The 15783-nt window shown below is 56.2% G+C and carries 15 protein-coding genes and 2 pseudogenes; 10 read left to right on the top strand and 7 right to left on the bottom strand.

Annotated features, from left to right (window positions below; all coding sequences use genetic code 11):
• Positions 1-146: 146 nt before the first annotated feature.
• Positions 147-977, top strand: a complete 831-nt coding sequence (locus OCT58_RS08315) for an AraC family transcriptional regulator (protein ID WP_267202407.1) — start codon at positions 147-149, stop codon at positions 975-977.
• Between the two features lie 46 nt (positions 978-1023).
• On the opposite strand, the gene OCT58_RS08320 is transcribed toward OCT58_RS08315, so the two are convergent.
• From OCT58_RS08320 to OCT58_RS08330, 3 genes are all read right to left on the bottom strand, one after another.
• Positions 1024-1647 carry a YczE/YyaS/YitT family protein gene (locus OCT58_RS08320; RefSeq protein WP_267202408.1) on the bottom strand — a complete coding sequence of 208 codons (624 nt, stop codon included), beginning with the start codon at positions 1645-1647 and terminating at the stop codon, positions 1024-1026.
• A 197-nt stretch (positions 1648-1844) separates the two neighbouring features.
• Positions 1845-2462 carry a transmembrane-type terpene cyclase gene (locus tag OCT58_RS08325; RefSeq protein WP_267202409.1) on the bottom strand — a complete coding sequence of 206 codons (618 nt, stop codon included), beginning with the start codon at positions 2460-2462 and terminating at the stop codon, positions 1845-1847.
• Between the two features lie 17 nt (positions 2463-2479).
• Positions 2480-3484 carry a lipocalin-like domain-containing protein gene (locus tag OCT58_RS08330; RefSeq protein ID WP_267202410.1) on the bottom strand — a complete coding sequence of 335 codons (1005 nt, stop codon included), beginning with the start codon at positions 3482-3484 and terminating at the stop codon, positions 2480-2482.
• A 108-nt stretch (positions 3485-3592) separates the two neighbouring features.
• Between OCT58_RS08330 and OCT58_RS08335 the strand changes: the two genes are divergently transcribed.
• Positions 3593-4117 (top strand): TetR/AcrR family transcriptional regulator, encoded by a 525-nt coding sequence (locus OCT58_RS08335; RefSeq protein ID WP_267202411.1) that lies wholly within the window; start codon positions 3593-3595, stop codon positions 4115-4117.
• Here OCT58_RS08335 and OCT58_RS08340 read toward each other — a convergent pair.
• Positions 4114-4907 (bottom strand): annotated as a pseudogene (locus OCT58_RS08340) (DMT family transporter). The gene OCT58_RS08335 and the pseudogene OCT58_RS08340 overlap by 4 nt on opposite strands.
• A gap of 157 nt (positions 4908-5064) precedes the next feature.
• Between OCT58_RS08340 and OCT58_RS08345 the strand changes: the two are divergent.
• The 6 genes from OCT58_RS08345 to OCT58_RS08370 all read left to right on the top strand — a co-directional run bounded on the left by OCT58_RS08345 (position 5065) and on the right by OCT58_RS08370 (position 11502).
• Positions 5065-6018, top strand: a complete 954-nt coding sequence (locus OCT58_RS08345) for an aldo/keto reductase (RefSeq protein WP_267202412.1) — start codon at positions 5065-5067, stop codon at positions 6016-6018.
• Positions 5976-6539 (top strand): phosphatase PAP2 family protein, encoded by a 564-nt coding sequence (locus tag OCT58_RS08350; RefSeq protein WP_267202413.1) that lies wholly within the window; start codon positions 5976-5978, stop codon positions 6537-6539. Before OCT58_RS08345 ends, OCT58_RS08350 begins: the two co-directional genes overlap by 43 nt.
• 55 nt (positions 6540-6594) lie before the next feature.
• Complete coding sequence (locus OCT58_RS08355; RefSeq protein ID WP_267202414.1) at positions 6595-9444, top strand: DEAD/DEAH box helicase; 2850 nt, start codon at positions 6595-6597, stop codon at positions 9442-9444.
• Positions 9445-9565: 121 nt separating this feature from the next.
• Positions 9566-9949 (top strand): GntR family transcriptional regulator, encoded by a 384-nt coding sequence (locus tag OCT58_RS08360; protein WP_267202415.1) that lies wholly within the window; start codon positions 9566-9568, stop codon positions 9947-9949.
• Entirely contained in the window at positions 9930-10802 is an 873-nt protein-coding gene (locus OCT58_RS08365) for an ATP-binding cassette domain-containing protein (protein ID WP_267202416.1), read from the top strand. The genes OCT58_RS08360 and OCT58_RS08365 overlap by 20 nt, the downstream gene beginning before the upstream one ends.
• The gene (locus tag OCT58_RS08370; protein WP_267202417.1) at positions 10795-11502 is read left to right on the top strand and encodes a hypothetical protein; all 708 of its coding nucleotides are present in this window, start codon (positions 10795-10797) and stop codon (positions 11500-11502) included. The genes OCT58_RS08365 and OCT58_RS08370 overlap by 8 nt, the downstream gene beginning before the upstream one ends.
• Positions 11503-11646: 144 nt before the next feature.
• On the opposite strand, the gene OCT58_RS08375 is transcribed toward OCT58_RS08370, so the two are convergent.
• Both OCT58_RS08375 and OCT58_RS08380 read right to left on the bottom strand, forming a co-directional pair.
• Positions 11647-13455, bottom strand: a complete 1809-nt coding sequence (locus tag OCT58_RS08375) for a heavy metal translocating P-type ATPase (RefSeq protein ID WP_267202418.1) — start codon at positions 13453-13455, stop codon at positions 11647-11649.
• 111 nt (positions 13456-13566) lie between these two features.
• Positions 13567-13698, bottom strand: a complete 132-nt coding sequence (locus OCT58_RS08380; protein ID WP_267202419.1) for a hypothetical protein — start codon at positions 13696-13698, stop codon at positions 13567-13569.
• Between the two features lie 196 nt (positions 13699-13894).
• On the opposite strand from OCT58_RS08380, the gene OCT58_RS08385 reads away from it, so the two are divergent.
• Positions 13895-14896, top strand: coding sequence for a D-2-hydroxyacid dehydrogenase (locus tag OCT58_RS08385; RefSeq protein ID WP_267202420.1), 1002 nt, complete (start codon positions 13895-13897; stop codon positions 14894-14896).
• A 341-nt stretch (positions 14897-15237) separates the two neighbouring features.
• Positions 15238-15696 (top strand): peptide-methionine (R)-S-oxide reductase MsrB, encoded by a 459-nt coding sequence (gene msrB / locus OCT58_RS08390; RefSeq protein WP_267202421.1) that lies wholly within the window; start codon positions 15238-15240, stop codon positions 15694-15696.
• Here msrB and OCT58_RS08395 read toward each other — a convergent pair.
• Positions 15682-15783 (bottom strand): annotated as a pseudogene (locus OCT58_RS08395) (IS30 family transposase); the annotation flags it as partial. The gene msrB and the pseudogene OCT58_RS08395 overlap by 15 nt on opposite strands.

The raw sequence follows: 15783 nt of genomic DNA on the forward strand, positions 1-15783 counted from the left end.
TGAAAACGGGTGTAATAATCTCAGACTTTTCTTCCATACAAAACGACCTCCTATATTGATGTTGTCACCAGTATAGGAGATCGTGCGGTTTATTAATAGACGTATCGCTACGGCGGGCTTACCTAAAATTGAAAGGGGAATTTGGGATGGAAAAAGCAATCAACTTTGATTACTCGACGCAACCGGACAGCTTGCTGGGTATTACTTCGGTAGGACGCTCAGATACCATGGCAGGGCACCAATACGGCCCGGCAGTCCGTCCCTACTACCTGCTCCACTATATTTTATCCGGGTCAGGGACCTTTCGCGTCAATGGAATCCGGTACCACCTTCACGCCGGTCAGGGATTCTTCATTGCCCCGAACTGTCAGACCGATTACGAGGCTGATACAGTCACGCCGTGGTCCTATGTTTGGCTGGGTTTTACGGGTGCCTATGCCCAGGAAGTGGTTAATCAGCTGGCGATTTCTGCGGAGAATCCCGTGTACAGCAATTCTCACTATTATGAACTTGCCGATTGCGTCAATCAGATTATCCAGCACCGCCCCGTCACGGTTGCCAATAGCCTGTTAGCGAATAGTTATCTACTTCGCTTTTTGAGCCTAATCGCTGATTCGACCATCGTTCAAGAGCAGCAGACCCAGCAGAAAAATTCCTATGTTGATCGGGCAATCGACTACCTGACAAAACACGCTGCGACGGCCTCGGCTGACCAGCTGGCCCGAGCGGTAAACCTTGACCGGAGTTACCTCACCGTGCTTTTTAAGCAGGTGACCGATCTGACACCGGGACAATATATCCGTAATTTCCGGATCACCAAGGCGCGTCACCTACTGGAATCGACGACCTTGCCTGTGGAAAAGATCGCCACGCTTTGTGGTTACACCCATGCTAATTCGTTTGCGCGGATCTTTAAGCAGACGTACGGTTTGTCGCCGCGGGCCTACCGGAAACAAGTGGAAAAAGAATTGAAATAATAAAAGCGTTTAGTGAATCGATTGCAGGTTCACTAAACGCTTTTTGCTATGCCACGGCACGCTGGCCGCCTGCCAAGAGTGGTTCGGCGACGTGGGTGCGGAACCACTGGGTGAGCGGTCCCATGAAGAGAGCGGTGACAATCGTGCCCACCCCGAGGGTAACGTTGAAGAGAAAACCGACCAGGACGCAGAGGCTGTCACTAATGATCCGGCAGTACTTGAATGGCAGGAGTTTATATTGGTAGGCGGCGATCAGGGCAATTGCATTGTAGGCCGAAACACCCAGGTCGGCGGTGAAGTAAAGTGCCGCTGCCAGGCAGGAGAAGACGATTGCGACTGCCATTAGAGCTGCACGGAAACCTAGTCCCGGGTGCGGTGCCAGGAGATCGAGCAGGCGGTGCATTCCGTCGGCTGCCACCCCGGTGAAGAAGAGGTTAATAACCGTTGCCACGCCGATGTAGTGACGACGCAGGATGAAGACTAGTGCCAACAGGAGCCCGGTGAGGATCAAGTAAAAAGTTGAGTAGGTGGAACCAAAGATGTTGGCGATTCCGGTGACGAAACAGGTGAAGGGATCCACGCCGAGGTCAGCCTTCTGTAGGGCGCCGACACAAAAGCCACAGAGAACAACGCCACAAAAGGCCATGATGATTCTTCGTACTTGGTGCATTTTTGACCTCCAATCTTAACCATTGCACAGAATGCGAGATTAGAAGCGGCAACTTGAAATTGCCACTAATTCCGATATCATGCTCATTGTAGCGCTTTCAATTTCAAAAGAGAATAACTAAATGTTGGAGGAAATGCACATTTTGTAGACCAAAAAAGGGCTGGCAAACGATTGAATTGCCAGTCCTTTGGGAAAATTTAATTCTGTCGAGAAAGTTTAGGCCATCGGGCGAGGAGAACAATGTAAGCAATGTCAAATACCGAACACAAGGCACCGCAGATGATGACGTAGACGTTGACTTCTTGGAGAACCCCCATCAAAATCGTTGGCGCCAGGGTGCCCAGCCATTTGGCAACCGCGATGGTCATGCTTTGCCCCCTTTTACCATCACGCTTGAAGAGCATCGCGATAAAGAGAAGCGACATCACTAGATTCTGCAAGAAGGCGGAATAGCGGGAGCCATAGCGCAGGCCGAACTGCCAGTAGAAGGCCAGCTGGATTAACAGGCAGGTCGCAAAAACGGTGATGCTAATTAGAACGAAGAACCGCTGACTATTGGCAGAGAATTCCTTGCGCCCGAACTTGAAATAAGTGTAGACAATCAGCAGGTCACAGGCAAACCAGACGAGGTTCGCAATCGTTTGTGCCGAAAAGGACTGAAGGTCGACGAAGGAATAAATTCCTTCCCAGGCAATATTTAGGGCGAGGGCAAAGAGGGGCATGCTATAGGCCTTTTCCTTAAATCCCAGGCGAATGCATTCAATGTAGACAATCGTCCACGCGATCCCGCTGACAAGGGTTAAAAAGAGGGTCATCGTCTCAACCACCTGCTCTATTCGTTGGCCTTATGCGGGAATACAACTTCGTGCAGCGAATGGGTCGCGTCGACTTCCTCCTGGCCGTGACGCTTGACGGTCAGAGTTTCGTTACCGACGTAGCGATAAGCGGATTCCCCGCCAGTTGGCAGGTCGTTTAGGTCCTTCATGACAAAGTGATCGACCTTGATGTCCAGGTCCAACTTGATTTCTGGCGTCTTGGCATGGATCACCAGCCGTTGGGCAAAGGACAGACCGAGCGTCGGTTCCTTGGCCGTGTCCAGCAGCTCAAAGCTGACTTCGCCCTTGCGATGGTGCTCGTCACCGGGTTCCAGGTAAAGATGATCTCGATCCTCGACCAGGAGGGTAATTGCCGGTGCCACATTCGGGGTGGCTGGAATCATGATCCCGTAGTCAACTGCCAATTCGGATGTGTGGACCTTTCCCCAGTGCCAGTGGTCGAGCATGTCCCCGTTATCCATGTTCATCCAGTTGTGGTCGTGGTAGCCGGTCCCCTTGACCGTGATTGTTTTCTGGTTCTTAACCAGCTTTCCTTCCACCCGGGCTGCTGGCTGAGCCACCACCCAGGCCTTTTCGTCCCCGGTCTGCGGGTTGTACATTAAGCGCCCTTCCTTGCCTGCTTGCCAGCCCGGGACCTGAGAATAGAAGCACAGATCTACTTCGTAACCGTTAGCGCGGGCCCGGACTTCATAGTAGTCACCGCAGTCCCGGCACCATTCCTGATTGGCGAAGTTGGCAGCGCACTTTTCACGACTGAAGGCGGCGTCCTCTTCGACGTATTCATTGATGAACGAATGATTTTGTCCGTTCTTTTCGTAGAGGTCAAATCGCACGGACGGCTTGCGGGGGTACAGCCGGGTGTCATTGACCGAGTACATCAGGACCAGCCGATCGCCGTTGTCGAGGTCGGCGTCGAAGTACCACCACTCGGCCTCCTTGTTGCGTTCCTTGACGGGATAGTTGATGTGGAGCTTGTCGTATTCTGCTTGATAGTTTTTCATGTTCTGACCTTCCCTTCAATAATGTTTTTGTTGATAATTGAAGTATACGGATCCGCACGGAATTTTATAAGATACAATCAAACGCGTTTTGTTACATGGAGGAAAAAGATGGCAGAATACTCACTCAAGGCGTCGGCACTCATCACCGATGCACTATTTGAACTCCTCAAGAAGAATTTCTTTGAAAAGATCAGCATCACAGCGATTACCCAAAAGGCCGGGGTTGCACGCCTGTCCTACTACCGGAATTTTACGAGCAAAGAAGACATCGTTGAAAAATTCTTTGATCACGAATTCAAGAACTTTATGGAAGAACTCGCCAAGCAGGACCAATCACAGGTCAGTTTGCGAAGCATCATGATCCTGAGCTTTTCCTATTGGCAAAAAAAGCACCAGCAAATCAGGATGCTGGTGCGTGATGGTCAAATCGATTTGATTTATCTGTCGTTTCAAAAGAACATGCAGCTAATTTTGCAACGGTACCAGGAACAGTTTTCCCTGACCCAGCGCCAGGCGGAGTTCGTGGAGGGCGGCATCATGATTGTCCTCCTGGAATGGATCCAGGATGGCTGCCAGGAGACGCCCGAAGAGATCGCCGCTGACGTCGGCCGGCGTTTCCTGTTCAATATTTAGCCGTGACTAGAAGAGCGGTGGAACAGTCCCAGCAGCTTTTGCATTGGGATCGCCTGGAGAAACGTGGTGAAGAGAATCAAAAGCGAACCAACGACGGCCGCCAGGGTCAGCCGGGTGCCGAGCAGGGTCACGGCCAGCAGGGTGGCGATCAGGGGCTCAAAGGCGCTGAGAATCCCGGTGACCGACGGCGAGATGTAGCGGATGCTCTGCAGAAACATCGTGTAGGAGAACATCGTCCCACCGACGATGATATAGGCAACCAGCCACCAGTCGCCCGCGGTCAGGTGCGGCAGAGGTATCGTCACCAGCCACGGCAAGAGAACGATCCCGCTGATCAGCATCGCCAGCCCGCAGACAGCCAGGGCATCGTAGCGTTGCAGCAGCGGCCGGGGCAAGAGGGTGTAGAGCGCCGCGGCCACTGTCGCTGGGAGACGGCCAGCCAGAGGATGATCAGCACCGGCTGCAGGTACTGAATCACCGTGGCGGTCGGCGCGTTGCTGTACTTGACCGCCAGAAAATAGGTCAGCTGCGAGTTCATCATGCCGAAGAGGGCGAAGGCAAGCAGGTAGGCCAGGTTGCGCTGCTGGTGGGTGAGGGCGCGGACCTGGTGCGGGGCCTTAAGCGCGCTGATGAGCGTCAGCAGAATTCCGGCGGCGATCAGGCGGACGGCCACCAGCCAGGTCGTCGAAATATTGGTAGTCGAAAAAAGGTACTGGGCGGCGGCCCCGGAGCCGCCCCAGAGTGAGGCTCCACCCGCGGCGAGCAGGATCCCCTTGGTTTGCTTGTTCAATCTAATTCCCCCCGTTTACGTAGTTAGTCCAATGTAACACGGATTGGCCGGCCTGCAAACCGCTGGGCAGATTTTCCTAGCAAAGTAAAGGGAAAGCATTTAAAATGATTAAGGATGTTTTGGCGACTCGAATTTTAAATTAAAGAAGGCAAGAACTATGCAAACAGTTAAAATTGGCGGTACCAATTGGGAAGCGTCGAACGTGGCCCTGGGGATCATGCGGATGGGGACCCTGCCTGTCCCGCAGGCGGTCGAAGCACTGCAAATGGCCCACGAGGTCGGGATCAACTTCATCGATTCGGCGGATATTTACGGCAACGATCCCGTGCTCGGCCGGGGATCTTCCGAGATTCACTTCGGTCAGGCCTTCAAAAAGAGCGGCTTGAGTCGGGATGATTTCTACATCCAGTCCAAAGGCGGCCTCTTTGCCAATAACGACAACAAGATCACCCGCTACGACTCGTCCAAGGCGCACCTCATTCAGGCCGTCGACGGGATCCTCCAGCGGATGGAAATCGACTACTTGGATTCCTTTTTGATCCATCGGCCCGACCCGCTGATGGACCCGGCGGAAGTCGCGGCGGCCTTTGATGAGCTCCAGGCGGCGGGGAAGGTTCGCCACTTCGGCGTCTCTAACTTCAATCCCCAGCAGATCGCGCTCCTGCAGTCGGCCACCGACCAGAAGCTGCTGGTTGACCAGATCCAGTTCAGCATTGCCCACACGGGGATGATCGACTTCGGCCTCCACACCAACATGACCGACGCCCGCTCGATCAACCACGACGGCGGCCTGCTCGAGTACGCCCGGCGCAAGCAGATGACGATCCAGACCTGGTCGCCGTTCCAGTACGGGACCTTTGCCGGCACCTTCATCAACAACGATCAGTTTGCCGCCTTAAACGACCTGCTGGCCAAGCTGGCGGACAAGTACCACGCCAGCAAGAACGCCATCGCAGTAGCCTGGATTCTGCGGCATCCGGCCAAAATGCAGGTCCTGCTCGGCACGATGAACCCGGCCCACATCGCCGACAGTGCAGCCGGCTCCGACATTCGGTTGACCAAGCAGGAATGGTACGACATCTACTTTGCGGCCGGCAACGATCTGCCATGATCAAGCATGACTATGTGGCCTTCTATCAACGGCTGACCGCGCCGTTCGTCAGTCATCCCGGCTGGATCCGCCTGCTTCGCCTCTTCAACCATCTAATCGAAGTCGTGATGTACAGCTGCTACATTGCCCTGCTTGCCGGCCTGATCTGGCTGGGGAGCCAGGTGAGCTGGGCTGCGGCTTTTCACCGGGTGCTGCCCTTCGTCCTCGTGCCGGGGATCAGCTTCGTCCTGCTCTCGCTGGTGCGGGACCGGCTGAACAGCCCGCGGCCCTACGAGGAATGGGCGATCGATCCCCTGATTCCCCGAACCAAGAAGGGGGACTCGATGCCGAGCCGCCACGTCTTTTCGGCGGTCACGATTGCCATGTGTGTGCTGCGGTTCAGTTGGCTCTGGGGGGCACTGTTCCTTGTCCTGGCGGCCGCCCTGGCCCTGATCCGGGTGATCGGCGGGGTTCACTACCCGCGCGACGTCATCGTGGGCGCCCTCTGTGGTCTGCTGGCTGGTAGTTTGTTGTTTATTTAAAAATCCCGGCCCGTTTGTGTACGCAAGCGGGCCTTCATTATTGGGGAGGAAAAAGATGGATCCGTTAGAAAATGCAATCTTAAACGGGCTCTATGACCAGCGCTACCGCGGCCACGAGCTGTTGTCACCGGGACTGTTGACCAATCAGGGGCAGGACAAAATCTGGCTGACTCTGCGGCGCGAACTGCTCACCTGCCGAAGCTTTACCTGGGCGGTGGCCTTCATCACGGCCGACATGCTGGTGCCCTTCAAGGTCGTGATGGCCGATTTGGCCGCCAAGGGAGTGCGGGGGACGCTGCTCACCGGCGACTACCTTGGTTTCAACTCACCCCGGGTCTTCGAAGAGCTGCTGAAGATTCCCAACCTGACCGTCAAGATCGCAACGGGCCGGGGCTTTCATGCCAAGGGCTACCTCTTCGATCACGGCGACTACCAGACGGTGGTGATTGGCAGTGCCAACTTCACCCGTGCGGCGCTCCTGGCCAACACCGAGTGGGCGCTGAAGGTCAGTACCCGCGACCAGGCAGCACTGGCCGAACAAATGAAGAAACAATTGACGGCATTGAAGCAGGCTAGCCGGGAGCTCGATCGGGAATGGCTGGGCGATTACGCGCAGCGCTGGCGGCCACCGGTTCGTCCCACCGTCCAAGCTGCATCAGTCGCCACAGCCAAGATTGAACCAAACCAAATGCAGGCCGCGGCCCTTAAAGAGCTGAACGCCCTCGTAAAAGCTGGCGCTCATCATGGATTGGTTGTTTCGGCCACCGGGACGGGGAAGACCTACCTCGGTGCGCTGGCGGTCCGTGACTTCCGGCCGCACCGTTTCCTCTACCTGGTCCACCGCGAGCAGATCGCCCGCAAGTCACTGGCCAGCTTTCGGCGGGTAATCGGCGGCCCGGCGACGGACTTCGGAATGCTGACAGGGGATCGCCACGACACCGGGGTCAAGTACCTCTTCGCCACCGTCCAGACGATGAGCCAGCCGGCGATGCTGGAGCGCTTTGACCCGGACGAGTTCGACTACATCCTGATCGATGAGGCTCACCGGGTGGCCGCGCCGTCCTATCAACGGGTCATGGAACACTTCCGACCCCAATTCTGGCTGGGGATGACGGCCACGCCCGAACGGCCCGACCAGCAGAGCGTCTACGCCAATTTTGACTACCACCTGGCCTACGAGATCCGCCTGCAGGATGCCCTGGAGGCGGGGATGCTGGCGCCGTTCCACTACGTCGGCGTCCAGGACTACACGGTCGGTGACACGACGATCGACGAAACCACCCAGCTGCGGCGGCTGGTGGCCCCGGAACGGGTGCGCTACGTCTTGCGGCAGCTGGACTACTACGGCTATTGTGGCCGGCAGCCACGGGGCTTAGTCTTCTGTTCTCGCCAGGACGAGGCCCACGAATTAGCGGCCCAGTTCAGTGCCCAGGATCACCCGGCCATCGCGTTGACCAACCAGGATCCAGCCGCGCGGCGTCACCAGGCGGTCCGGGACCTGGAAGCCGGAAAGTTGGAGTACATCGTCACTGTCGACCTCTTCAACGAGGGGGTCGACATCCCGTCCTTAAACCAGGTCGTGATGCTGCGCAATACCCAGTCGGCGATCGTCTTCCTCCAGCAGCTTGGCCGAGGCCTGCGCAAATACCCGGGCAAGGACTACCTGACCGTCCTGGACTTCATCGGCAATTACAAAAACAACTACCTGATCCCGCTGGCGCTCAATCACGACACCAGCCGCAGCCTTGACCGGGCCCGGGCCGAGGCCCGCCTGCCCGGGATTGTCGGGCTCTCGACAATTAACTTCACCCGGGTGGCGACTGAACAAATCCTGCATTCTCTGGGACAAACTAAGCTCGATTCGATGACCAGCTTGCGCCAATCCTACCAGGAGCTGAAAAATAAGCTGGGCCGGGTCCCATACCTGCGCGACTTTCAGCGCTTCGGCTCGACCTCGCCGCTGGTCTTCGCGGATAATTCGCGGCTAGCCCACTACGGCAGCTTCCTGACCCGGATGGGGGAGCGGGTAACCCTGAGCAAGGAGGAGAGTGCGGTTCTTTCTTTTGTGACCAAGGAATTACTGAACGGTAAGCGACCCCATGAGCTTTTGCTGCTACGGGAACTAGTGGGCCACGCCGCGTGTTCGCGGGAACGTTACCGCAAACTGCTGAAAGAAACGGGGACCAATGCCGACTCGGCCACGCTGCGATCCGTGCTGGCGATCCTCTCGCTGAATTTCTTTGACGTGAAGGCCGGCAAGCAGACGAAGAAGGCCCGTTACGGCGGGCAGCCGCTGGTCCTCGAGGAAAATGAAGGCTACCGGTTAAGCCCACAGCTAACAGCGGCCCTGCAGAATAACCCGCAGTTTGCACGGCTTTTCATGGATGCCGTTGTCACCGGCCTGGCGATCAGTCACGACTATGATCCGGCACACCAGTTCACCATGTACCGGCAATACAGCCGTCTGGACGCCTGCCGCTTGCTGAACTGGCCGCTGGACGTCAGCGCACCAATGTACGGCTACCGGGTGGCCGGGGATGTCTGCCCGATCTTCATCACCTATCACAAGGACGACGAGGAAAAGCGCAATGCCGTCTACGATAACCAGCTACGCAACGGGCAGTCGCTGCGCTGGTACACCCGGAGTCCGCGCCACCTGAGCTCGCCTGAGGTGCGGGAGTTGCTGGCCGGCGTTAGCGAGGGCCGGCCTAAGGTGCAGCTTCACCTCTTTGTCAAGCGTTCGGACGCGGCTGGCAAGCAATTATACTACTTGGGCCCAGCCGAGATCCAGCCCGGCACGGTTAAAGAAGAACAGTTGGGGCCAAAGAAAAAAGCCGCGGTGGGGATGGACCTGCTGTTGGAGCAGCCCCTGGCGCCGCGGATGTATGAATTGTTATTTGACTAATCAAATCACCTGATGAGAGATCGTCAGGTGATTTTTACTTGCATTTTGACCTGGTTGCCTATATACTTAGTTACATAAGTAATTAACAAAATAAGTAACTAAGCGAAGAGAAGGTGATCCTTTGCAATTCAAGTTTGACGAATCGGCACCGCTCTATCAACAGCTAGCCGCCCAGCTAGAAGAGATGATCTTCACCGGGGCCTTTGAGGAGGACACCCAGGTGCCGTCGACGACCCAGCTTTCTCAGCAGCTGCACATCAACCCAGCCACTGTTCTGAAGGGGATGAACATGCTGGTGGATGCGGGCCTGCTGGAAAAGCGGCGGGGCATCGGGATGTTTGTCCGTCCGGGGGCCCGCCAGAAAATCATGGAGCAGCGTAAGGACAATTTCTATAATGACTACGTTAAAAAACTCCTGGTCGAGGCCGCCAAGCTCGGCATCACCACGGAGCACCTGATTGAACTGATCGAACGGGGGGAACACGATGGAACAATTAAGCATTAAGCACGTCACGAAGCGCTTTGGCCGCCGGACGGTCCTAGACGACATTTCGTTTACTCTGGCACCGGCCAAAATCTACGGCCTGTTGGGGAGCAACGGGGCCGGAAAGTCGACCCTGCTCAACATTATTACCAACCGGATTTTCCCGACCAGCGGCACGGTTGAGCTGGGCAATGAAAATATTAATAATAACGATGACGCCCTGGGCAAGATCTTCTTGATGAGCGAGGCCAACCTCTACCCGAAGCGGACTAGCGTGCGGCGGATGTTCGACCTGGCCAACGGCGCCTATGGACATTTCAACTACCAGACGGCAGAACGCCAATTGAAACTGTTTGGCCTCGATGAATCGGCCCACCTCAACGACCTGTCGACCGGGGAGCAGACGATTGCCAAAGTGATCCTGGCCCTTAACGTGGCGGTCGACTATGTTTTGCTGGATGAACCGGTGCTCGGCCTGGACGCCAGCCACCGGGAGCTTTTCTACCAGGAACTTTTGAAGAGCTACCAGGCCCAGCCGCGGACCTTTGTGCTCTCGACCCACCTGATCGAGGAGGTTCAGCAACTGGTGGAGCACGTCATCATCATTGGCCAGCACAAGGTTATCGCGGATTCGGACGTCCAGGAGATGCTGGACCGGGCACACAGCGTCAGCGGCCCGGCTAGGTTGGTTGACCAATATACCGCCGGCCTGCGGGTTCTGAAGGTCGAGGATATAGGAAAGCTGCGGACCGCCTACGTCTACGATGACCTCGACGATGATCGGATCCTGCCCGATCAGGTTCAGCTCGGCCACTACGACCTGCAGCACCTATTCATCTACTTAACGAACGGAGGGGAAAACAACCATGATTAGCACAAAGAAGGAAATGGTCACAACCAACGTCCTGCACCAGCTGGGTATTGCGGCCCTGACCGCCGCGGCCTGGGTGGTCGGCGTTGAGCTGGTTTTTGATTTATTGGCATTGATCTTTAACCATAATCTGCAATCATTCTTGGTCAGCCTGCAGGGGATTCCGACCACCCTGGCGAACATTCTTCCCGTCGTTTTGGCCATCTACTTTCTGGTGACGCCTTATAGCGACTTTAAGTGGGCGATCCAAAACGGTGTTTCACGATGGACCCTGTGGCAGGGGCGCCTCTTAGCCCTGCTGCTTTCGACCATTTTGATTGACCTGATCGACGAGCTCTTGGCCCTTACCTACCGGCCAATGGGCAGCTGGAGCGCGCTGCTGATTCACCTGCTGGGTCTGCTGACAACGGTGCTGACCTTTCAGGCAATCGGCAATGGCTTTGGCCTCCTCAGTCGGAAGGGGAAGGTAATTGTTGGGATCGGCCTGCCGATAGTGATGATCATTCTGTTGATGATGCTGATGTCAGCCGTCGATGGTGTGACCCTTGACTACAGCAACGGCCACTTTATCGGTTCAATGGGCTGGCTTTTCAACCTCCTCGATTCGTCGGCAACCCCGTGGATTCTCTGGATGGTTTACCTGGCCGTCGTCCTCTTCTTAACCAAGTTCTTTAACGACCGCATGCAGCTGCGGCGGGATTAAAATTAAAGGTGAGTGGAAAATAACCACTAGCCCTACGGTTATTTTTCACATTATCTTTCAGATATTTAAAAACGAAAGTGACTGGAAGGAAATTTTTCCTCCCAGTCACTTTTTAAATGATACTAGGTTACTTTCCACTCAATTTTAATCATGCAGCTGCCGTGCCTTCAGCGCCCAGAGGATCGAGACGGTGTCGATTACTTCCTGGAGCATGGCGCCGACGAAGGCTGGGATGATCCCGGTCGTCGCGATCAGCATCAAGAGGGTACAGATGGCAATCCCGATCAGGACGGCCTGGCGGGCAATCTTCAGGGTATCCTCGGAAATTGCCACCGCCTTGGCGACCTTGTAGAGATCGTCCTTTAGGATCACGACCGCGGCCGACTCGCTGGCTGCCGAAGACCCGTGGGCCCCCATGGCGATGCCGACGTCGGCGGTGACCAGGGATGGCGCGTCGTTGACCCCGTCGCCGACCATAAAGTCGGGGTGAAGATCCTGCGGGACACTCTTCAAAGCGGCAATCTTATCTTTCGGCAGGAGATCGGCCCGGACGTCAGTAATTCCGACCTGCTTAGCGACCCGCTCGGCAATTGCCCGCTGGTCCCCGGTCAGCATCATCAGGTTGGTAACGCCGAGGTCCTTGAGCTTAGTCATCGTCTGGGCGGCTTCCGGCCGGATGTGGTCGGTGAAGGTGACCGCTCCGTAGTAGTGACCATCAAGGCTGATGTAGATGGCAGTTGTCTTCAACAGGGGCTGCCCGCTATCGGGTGCAGCGAACTTAAGCTTGCCGACCTTGACCACCTGAGTATCGATTTTGGCGGCAACCCCCATCCCGGTAGTCTCGGTCAGGTCACTGACATCCAGCAGCTTGGTCCCCGCGTCCTTGGCGTAGGCAATCAGGGACCGGGCCAGAATATGGGACGAGTCCTGCTCGGCGCTGGCCGCGATCTGCAGGAGCTTGTCCTTGTCGGCACCGGCAGCCGGGAGAACCTCATCGACGGTTAGCTGCCCGTTGGTGATTGTCCCGGTCTTGTCGAAGGCGCCCGTCTTAGCGGCGGCCAGCTTCTCAAGCACGCTCCCGGTTTTCACGACGATTCCGTTTCGCGAGGCCCGGCTCATCCCCGAAACCATGGCAACGGGCGCCGCCAGGATCAGCGGACACGGCGAGGCGACCACGAGCACCTCGGCGAAGCGCCGCGGATCCCCGGAGAGCCACCAGGCGGTTACCGAAATCACGATGGCGATGATGGTGAAGGGCACCGCGTACCGGTCAGCCAGCCGAACGAAGTGGGCCGGGGTGCTCTCGGCCTCCTTGACCAGTTTCACCAGCTGCTGGTACTGACTGTCCTTGGCTAGCTTGGTGACGGTAATCGTGACCGCGTTGTCACCGTTGACTGACCCGGACATCACCGTGTCGCCGATCTCCTTGTCAACCGGCTTGGACTCCCCGGTCAGGGAGGCTTCATTGAAGGAACCGCTCCCTTTGATGATTTGCCCATCGACCGGGACCAATTCCCCGGGTTTGACCAGGACCTTTTGCCCGACTTGGACAGAGTCGACCTCGACGTCGTTGGTGCCGGCCGCGGTCAGCAGGTGGGCCGTCTGCGGCGAATTGTCGAGCAGGGACTTGAGCTCCGAGTTGGCCTTGCGGGCGGCGTAGTCTTCGAGGGCGTCCCCACCGATCAGCATGACCAGGATCACCATGGCGGCCCAGTACTCGCTGATCGAAAGGGTGGCGACCACCGCCATGATGGCGAGTAGGTCGACCCCGTACTTGCCGGAGCGCAGGGTTTTGATCATCCCGATGAACATGTTGATGGCCATGATCGCTCCCACGATCGTGACCAGTCCCTGGGCCCAGAGCGGCTGGTGAAGAGCGTACTGCAGGATTAGGGCCACCGCGGCGATCGCCAGGATGATGGCTAATTTTTGCTTGTTCGATAAACGCTTCATAATTAACACCCCTCCCAAAGTATTACTATCTTAATTATAGAATAAATGTCGAATTAACGCAGCTTATTAAGACAAATTGGTGGAAGAGTGTGGAAGTATAAAGAATTGTGACTAGCGGCGGTTGTTGAAGTAAAAGGCCAGGGCAATCAAAACAAGCAGGACGAGAATGGCTAGTCGTGGATTGGCCTTGAATAATTCGTGAAAGGCGTGGACCTGGCCGATGCCGAGGGGTAAAGCGAACATAAGAAAGCCTCCTTTAAGTCTTTGGGGTCAATTATGGCGGTTGGCGGCGCGGGGATCAAGCAAGAACAACTCTTTAAGAATTAGCAATGTTTCGGACCGACTGCTTGGCTTGTGAAATCGTTTCCGGGATAATGAATTAGAGGAGCCGTTTCGGCCGCAACTAACAGTATTCGCACCACGAAATGGAGGAAACGCTATGACCAAGATTTTCGCGTACAGTATTCGTAAAGATGAAGAACCCTACTTAAAGGAATGGGCAAAAAGCCATCCCGAGGTTGAGGTCGACTACACGGCTGATCTGTTGACGCCGGACACCGCCGCCAAAGCCGCCGGTGCTGACGGCGTGGTTGTCTACCAGCAGCTCGACTACACGCCGGAGACCCTCAACGCCCTGGCCGATCAGGGGATTACCAAGATGTCCTTGCGGAACGTTGGTGTCGACAACATCGACATGGCAACCGCCAAGGCACGCGGCTTTGAAATCACCAACGTGCCGGTGTACTCGCCAAACGCGATTGCCGAGCATGCGGCCATTCAGACGGCCCGGATCCTGCGTCAGACGAAGGTCCTCGACGCAAAGATTGCCGCAGGTGACCTGCGCTGGGCCCCGACGATCGGGCGCGAGGTGCGTGATCAGACGATCGGGGTGGTCGGGACCGGCCATATCGGCCAGGTCTACATGCAGATCATGGAGGGCTTTGGCGCCAAGGTGATTGCCTACGACGTCTTCCACGACCCGAAACTGGAAGCGGCCGGCTACTACGTCGATTCGCTTGATGACATTTACCGTCAGGCCGACGTGATCTCGCTGCACGTGCCGGCCCTGGAGAGCACGATCAAGATGATCAACGACGAGACGATTGCCAAGATGAAGGATGACGCGGTTCTGGTCAATGTTTCACGTGGAGCATTGGTTGATACCGACGCGGTCATCCGGGCGCTTGATTCCGGCAAGCTCTTTGGCTTCGTGATGGATACCTACGAAAACGAGGTCGGGATCTTCAACGAAGACTGGCGGGGCAAGGAATTCCCAGACGCCCGGCTTAAAGACCTGATCGACCGGCCGAACGTCCTGGTAACGCCGCACACGGCCTTCTACACGACTCACGCGGTCCGCAACATGGTCGTCCTGGCCTTCGACAACAACCTGGCACTGGTCAACGGTGAGCAGCCTGCTTCACCGGTTGAAGTAAAGTAAGTATAATTAAGATTGGAAGTGGGAAATAACCACTAAAGTGGGGCGTATGGCTAGCCTAGGGCGGGAGTCGACGCTGAAGGCGTCGGCTTTCGTCCGTAGCTAGACACTAGCCCCACGGTTATTTTCCACGTTATCTTCTTCAATAACTTGGGGGGCCGGGAATTAACCTGGTCTCTTTGCTATTTTATAGCTATAAATGCTACAGCGCGGTAGCTGGCTGGATCCTGAGCGTTGATAAATCAACGCCCAGGACACCTAGCCAGCCTCGCGGGGGTGGGAAGACGAACTCGCAAGCGAGTTCTGTCCCACTCCCCTTTTGCAATTAAAGGGGGGAATTGAGAATGAAAAAGCAAGAAGAACTGCGCCAGCGCCTGACGCCGGAACAATACGCCGTCACCCAGGAGGCGGCGACCGAGCGGCCCTTTACCGGCAAGTATGACCGGTTCGACCAACCGGGGATTTATGTCGACGTGGTCAGCGGGGAGCCGCTGTTTTCCTCGCTGGACAAGTACGATGCCGGTTGCGGCTGGCCGTCCTTTACCAAGCCGATCGCCAAGCTGACGGAAAAGCGGGACCAGTCCCTGGGAATGGAGCGCACCGAAGTCCGCAGCAAGCAGGCCAACTCCCATTTGGGCCACGTCTTCACCGATGGGCCAACCGACCGGGGCGGGCTGCGCTACTGCATCAACTCGGCGGCCCTGCGCTTTGTCCCGCTGGCCGACCTGGAGAAGGAAGGTTACGGGCAGTACCGAGCGTTATTTAAATACCCGAAATGTCAAATTAAGTTAGAAAAAAGCTAGTTGCTCATCGGTGACGTGCTTCATGAATACTTCAAGTGGTGTGCGGTAGTTCAATGACTTGCGAGGAATGTTATTCCGACGATGCAT

The sequence above is a fragment of the Limosilactobacillus kribbianus genome (genome assembly GCF_026413145.1).
Lineage (GTDB): Bacteria > Bacillota > Bacilli > Lactobacillales > Lactobacillaceae > Limosilactobacillus > Limosilactobacillus kribbianus.

Excerpts from the sequence above, each read along its gene's own strand:
- OCT58_RS08355 (WP_267202414.1), top strand. The coding sequence starts at position 6,595 with ATGGATCCGTTAGAAAATGCAATCTTAAACGGGCTCTATGACCAGCGC.
- OCT58_RS08330 (WP_267202410.1), bottom strand. The coding sequence starts at position 3,484 with ATGAAAAACTATCAAGCAGAATACGACAAGCTCCACATCAACTATCCC.
- OCT58_RS08380 (WP_267202419.1), bottom strand. The coding sequence starts at position 13,698 with ATGTTCGCTTTACCCCTCGGCATCGGCCAGGTCCACGCCTTTCACGAA.
- OCT58_RS08385 (WP_267202420.1), top strand. The coding sequence starts at position 13,895 with ATGACCAAGATTTTCGCGTACAGTATTCGTAAAGATGAAGAACCCTAC.
- OCT58_RS08375 (WP_267202418.1), bottom strand. The coding sequence starts at position 13,455 with ATGAAGCGTTTATCGAACAAGCAAAAATTAGCCATCATCCTGGCGATC.
- OCT58_RS08345 (WP_267202412.1), top strand. The coding sequence starts at position 5,065 with ATGCAAACAGTTAAAATTGGCGGTACCAATTGGGAAGCGTCGAACGTG.
- OCT58_RS08315 (WP_267202407.1), top strand. The coding sequence starts at position 147 with ATGGAAAAAGCAATCAACTTTGATTACTCGACGCAACCGGACAGCTTG.
- msrB (WP_267202421.1), top strand. The coding sequence starts at position 15,238 with ATGAAAAAGCAAGAAGAACTGCGCCAGCGCCTGACGCCGGAACAATAC.
- OCT58_RS08350 (WP_267202413.1), top strand. The coding sequence starts at position 5,976 with ATGGTACGACATCTACTTTGCGGCCGGCAACGATCTGCCATGATCAAG.
- OCT58_RS08370 (WP_267202417.1), top strand. The coding sequence starts at position 10,795 with ATGATTAGCACAAAGAAGGAAATGGTCACAACCAACGTCCTGCACCAG.
- OCT58_RS08335 (WP_267202411.1), top strand. The coding sequence starts at position 3,593 with ATGGCAGAATACTCACTCAAGGCGTCGGCACTCATCACCGATGCACTA.
- OCT58_RS08320 (WP_267202408.1), bottom strand. The coding sequence starts at position 1,647 with ATGCACCAAGTACGAAGAATCATCATGGCCTTTTGTGGCGTTGTTCTC.
- OCT58_RS08365 (WP_267202416.1), top strand. The coding sequence starts at position 9,930 with ATGGAACAATTAAGCATTAAGCACGTCACGAAGCGCTTTGGCCGCCGG.
- OCT58_RS08325 (WP_267202409.1), bottom strand. The coding sequence starts at position 2,462 with ATGACCCTCTTTTTAACCCTTGTCAGCGGGATCGCGTGGACGATTGTC.